We start from the raw sequence: 4,615 nt of genomic DNA, 5'->3' as shown, positions 1-4,615 counted from the left end.
GAGCCCGGCACCGCCCAGACCCCGCCCGCCCCGCGCCCGCAGGAGCGCAGCCAGAGCGTGCTGAACACGCTCGAGCGGCTGCGCCAGCAGCAGCAGCGCGAGGCGCCGGCCGCGCGGCCGAACCCGCCGCAGGGGGCGCCGCAGCGCGGCGGCGGCGCGCCGGAGGGCGCGGCGCAGCTCACCGCCGGCGAGATCCGCGGCCTCGCCGACCAGATCAGCGAGTGCTGGTCGGTGGATGGCGGCATGGTCGGCCTGTCCGACATCGTCGTGGAGCTGCGCGTGCAGCTCGACGGCCAGGGCAACGTGCGCAACGTCGTGCCGGCGGGCGGCGTCCCCTCCGATCCGCGCGGCCGCGCCGTATATGAATCCGCGAGGCGCGCCCTGCTGTCGCCGCAGTGCAACCCGCTCAGGATCCCGCCCGCGAAATTCCAGACCGTGATGGCATCCACCTTCCGATTCAATCCGAGGGGCCTCGTTCCACGATGACGCCGAAGACTCCCCGCCTCGGTCGCCGCACCCTGATCGCCGCCGGCGCCACCCTCGCCGCCCCCGGCCCCCTCGCCTGGCCGCCGCCGGCGGCGGCGCAGGCGCCGCAGGGCGCGGTGATCGACATCACCCGCGCGCGCACCGACCCGATCCCGATCGCCGTGCCCGACCTCGCCGGCGCGACGCCGGAGGCGCAGCGCATCGGCCGCGACATCGCCCGGGTGATCCTCGCCAACCTGCGCAATTCCGGCCTGTTCCGTCCGGTGGACCGCGCCGCCTTCATCCAGTCGCCGGAGGCGGCGGCGCAGACCCCGCGCTTCCAGGACTGGCGGGTCATCGGCGCGCAGGCCCTGACCACCGGCCGCGCCGAGCTCGCCGGCGACCGGCTGCGCGTCGAGTTCCGGCTGTGGGACGTGCTGCCCGAGCAGCAGCTCCAGGGCACCGCCTTCACCGCGCCGGCCGCCAACTGGCGGCGCATCGCGCACCTGATCTCGGACGTGATCTACGAGCGGCTGCTCGGCGAGAAGGGCTATTTCGACACCCGCGTGGTGTACGTGGCGGAGAGCGGGCCGCGCGACCGGCGCACCCGCCGCCTCGCCATCATGGACCAGGACGGGGAGAACCACCGCTTCCTGACCGACGGCAGCTTCAGCGTGCTGACGCCGCGCTTCCACCCGAACGCGCAGCAGATCGCCTTCATGTCCTACTTCCAGAACCAGCCGCGGGTGTCGCTGTTCCACCTCGACACCGGGCGGCAGGAGGTGCTGGGGAATTTCGCCGGCATGACCCTCTCCCCGCGCTTCTCGCCCGACGGGCGGGCGGTGGTGCTCTCCGCGACGCGCGGGGGGGACGCCAACATCTTCGTCGTCGATCTCGCCACGCGGCGGGAGCGGCAGCTCACCTCCGGCGGCGGGCTCGACGTCTCGCCCTGCTTCTCGCCGGACGGGTCGCAGATCGTGTTCAACTCCGACCGCGGCGGCGACCAGCAGCTCTACGTCATGGGGGCGGACGGCTCGAACGTGCGGCGCATCTCCTTCGGGCGGGGCCGCTACGCGACGCCGGTGTGGTCGCCCCGCGGCGACCTGATCGCCTTCACCCGCATCGCCGGCGGGCAGTTCGCCATCGGCGTGATGCGCCCGGACGGCTCGGGCGAGCGCATCCTCTCCGAGGGCTGGGGCATGGAGGGGCCGACCTTCGCCCCCAACGGGCGGGTGCTGATGTACTTCCGCGAGACCCCGGCGCGCGACGCGCGCGGCAGCGGCTACTCCTCGCGCCTCGCCTCCATCGACATCGCCGGCTTCAACGAGCGCCAGATCGTGACGCCGACCGACGCCTCCGACCCCGCCTGGTCGCCGCTGCTGTCCTGAGGCCGGCCCGATGGCGCGGGCGTATCAGCCGGATACGGTTCGTTTGTTGACCCTGACGTGCCGGGGCGGTAACGGCCCCGGCGCGATTCCGCGGCCATGCCGGCCGTCTGCGATCGGAAGGAAGCCTGAGACCATGAGCCACACGAAGCTGTTCGGCGCGCTCGCCGCCGTGGCGCTGCTCGCCGCCTGCGAGACGCCGGGCGACCAGACCGCGGCGGCGACCGGCGCCGGCGCCGCCGGCGCGCTCGCCGGCCCCGGCGGCGTCGCCGCCCGCCCCGGCAGCCAGGAGGACCTGGTCGCCAATGTCGGCGACCGCGTCTTCTTCGACTTCGACAGCAGCGTCATCCGCGCCGACCAGCGCCCGACGCTGGAGCGCCAGGCGCGCTGGATGCAGCAGCACCCGCAGGTGGCGGTGGTGGTGGAAGGCCATGCCGACGAGCGCGGCACGCGCGAGTACAACCTCGCCCTCGGGCAGCGCCGCGCCAACTCCGCGCGCGACGTGCTGGTGGCGAACGGCGTGGCGGGGGCGCGGATCTCCACCATCTCCTACGGCAAGGACCGCCCGGCGGCGCTCGGCTCCAACGAGGAGGCCTGGGCCCAGAACCGCCGTGCCGTGACCGTGGTGCGCTGAGACCGCCTGTCCGGATGCGCCGGGCATCCGGGCACGGCGCGGCCCCGGGCCGGTGCCGCCCGCCTGCCGCCGCGGCGTTCCGCCAGGACCGAACCCGTCCCGACCGGAGCCTCCGCCGATGCGACCTCTCCTTCCCCTCCTGCTCGCCGCCCTGCTGTGGCTGCCCCCGCCGGCGGCGGCGCAGATGGACAGCCGGGAGGCGATCGCGCTGCAGAACCAGATCCTGCAGCTCCGCCAGGAGCTGGAGCTGCTGCGGCGCGGCGCCGCGCCGGTAGCGCCGCCGATCGCCGCCCCTCCCGTCGCCGCCCCCCCGCGCGCGCCGCAGGGGGAGCTGGTCGGCGCCCTGCTCGACCGCGTGGCGGCGCTGGAGGAGGAGGTGCGCCGCATGCGCGGGCGGGTGGAGGAGCTCGAGTTCCGCAACCGCCAGCTCGCGCAGTCGGTCGAGAAGCTGCAGGGCGACATGGATTTCCGGCTGCAGCAGCTCGAGGGGCAGGGCGCGGCGCGCCAGCAGGCCGCGCCGGCGCCCGCCGCCGCCCCGCCGCGCCCCGCCGCGCCCCCGCCGGCCGCCGCCGCGGCCCCGCGCCCGCCCGAGCGGGCGATCGCGGAGGGGCAGGCCGCGCTCGGTCGGCGCGACTACGCCGCCGCCGAGGCCGCGGCGCGGGAGGCGCTGGCGCAGCGCAACGGCGTCCGGGCGGTGGATGCCAACATCCTGCTCGGCGACGCGCTGACCGGCCGGCGGGACTTCGCCGGCGCCGCGCTCGCCTACAACGAGGCCTACACGCGCAACCGCACCGGCCCGCGCGCGCCGGAGGCGCTGCTCGGCCTCGCCAACGCCTTCGTCGGCCTGAACAACCGCCGCGAGGCCTGCGACACGCTGGACGACCTGCGCAGCAACTTCCCCAACCTGCGCCCGCCGCTCTCCGAGCGCGCGGCGGAGCTGCGCCGCCGCGCCGGCTGCCGCTAGAGCCGTTTCCGCTCGGCCATGACCGCGGAAACGGCTCCAGCCCATTGTTCGTAGGGCAGAGTCACGCGCCCGGCTGCTTCCGGCCGTCCGCGATCTGCTCTGGGGAATGGGCCGGCATCCTCACCCGTTCAGGTGATGCCGGGTCCGATCGGGCGCGACCTGCGCCCGCCGCGCAGGCACGCGCCGGCGCCCCGGGGCGGATCGGTCGCGCGCCGCGAGACCTGGCCTTGAACGGGATACGCCCTGGCGTTCGATCCGCGGCGGCGGGCCGCCCACCCGGCGTGGGGGGGCGGCGCGATCGGCCAGGGTGGATCATGCTGCGAGCGCTTGGCCAGGGGGCGCCATGGACCGGCCCGCTCCGCTCACCGATGCCGAATTCGCCGCGCTGATGGCCCCGCTCGGGCCCTTCGGCGCGGCGCCGCGCCTTGCCGCCGGCGTCTCCGGCGGGCCGCACAGCCTGGCGCTGGCGCTGCTGGCCGACGCCTGGGCGCGGGCGCGCGGCGGCTCCCTGCTGGCCCTCGTCGCCGATCACGGCCTCCGCCCCGGCAGCGGCGCCGAGGCGGAGGGCGTGGCGGCCCTGCTCGCCGCCCGCGGCATCGCGGCGCGGCTGCTCCGCCTCGGCCTCGCGCCCGGGCCGGGGCTGCAGGAGCGCGCCCGGGCGGCGCGGCAGGAGGCGCTGCTCGCCGCCTGCCGGGAGGAGGGCAGGCCCTGGCTGCTGCTCGGCCACCACCGCGCCGACCAGGCGGAGACGCTGCTGTTCCGCGCGCTGCGCGGCAGCGGCCCGGCCGGCCTCGCCGGCATGGCCCCGGCGCGGGAGGCGGCGGCGGCGCTGGTGCTGCGCCCGCTGCTCGGCGTCCCGCCGGCGCGGCTGGAGGCGGTGCTGGAGGCGGCGGGCATCGCCCCGGTGCGGGACCCGAGCAACGCCGATCCGCGCTTCGCCCGGGCGCGGCTGCGCCAGGCGCTCGGCGATCCGGGCGGCACCGGCCCTGCCACCGCCGCGCTGGCCGAGGCGGCCGGCGCCTTCGCCCGGCGGCGGGCGGCGCGGGAGGCGGCGGTCGCGGAGCGCCTCGCCGTCGCGGCGCGGCTCCACCCCGAAGGCTGGGCGGAGATCGAGCCGGCGGCGCTCGGCGCGGATGCGGTGGCTGGGGCGGCGCTGGCGGCGCTGCT

Annotated in this window: 4 protein-coding genes and 1 pseudogene; all 5 read left to right on the top strand. The window is 77.1% G+C overall.

The annotated features are described in order from the left end of the window. Window positions 1-486, top strand: a pseudogene (locus ET526_RS20735) (hypothetical protein); the annotation flags it as partial. Further along, complete coding sequence (gene tolB / locus ET526_RS20730) at window positions 483-1,853, top strand: Tol-Pal system beta propeller repeat protein TolB (RefSeq protein ID WP_135470932.1); 1,371 nt, start codon at window positions 483-485, stop codon at window positions 1,851-1,853. The pseudogene ET526_RS20735 and the gene tolB, both read left to right, overlap by 4 nt. Window positions 1,854-1,986: 133 nt before the next feature. Then, window positions 1,987-2,484: a peptidoglycan-associated lipoprotein Pal gene (gene pal, locus ET526_RS20725; protein ID WP_135470929.1), complete on the top strand. Its 498-nt coding sequence runs from the start codon at window positions 1,987-1,989 to the stop codon at window positions 2,482-2,484. A 118-nt stretch (window positions 2,485-2,602) separates the two neighbouring features. Continuing rightward, window positions 2,603-3,448, top strand: coding sequence for a tol-pal system YbgF family protein (locus ET526_RS21405; protein ID WP_158295657.1), 846 nt, complete (start codon window positions 2,603-2,605; stop codon window positions 3,446-3,448). Window positions 3,449-3,791: 343 nt separating this feature from the next. After that, on the top strand, window positions 3,792-4,615 hold an 824-nt coding region (tilS, locus tag ET526_RS20715; RefSeq protein WP_135470927.1), incomplete at its 3' end, for a tRNA lysidine(34) synthetase TilS.

The sequence above is a fragment of the Crenalkalicoccus roseus genome (assembly GCF_004761865.1).
Classification (GTDB): domain Bacteria; phylum Pseudomonadota; class Alphaproteobacteria; order Acetobacterales; family Acetobacteraceae; genus Crenalkalicoccus; species Crenalkalicoccus roseus.
This window is presented reverse-complemented; position numbering and strand designations above follow the sequence as displayed.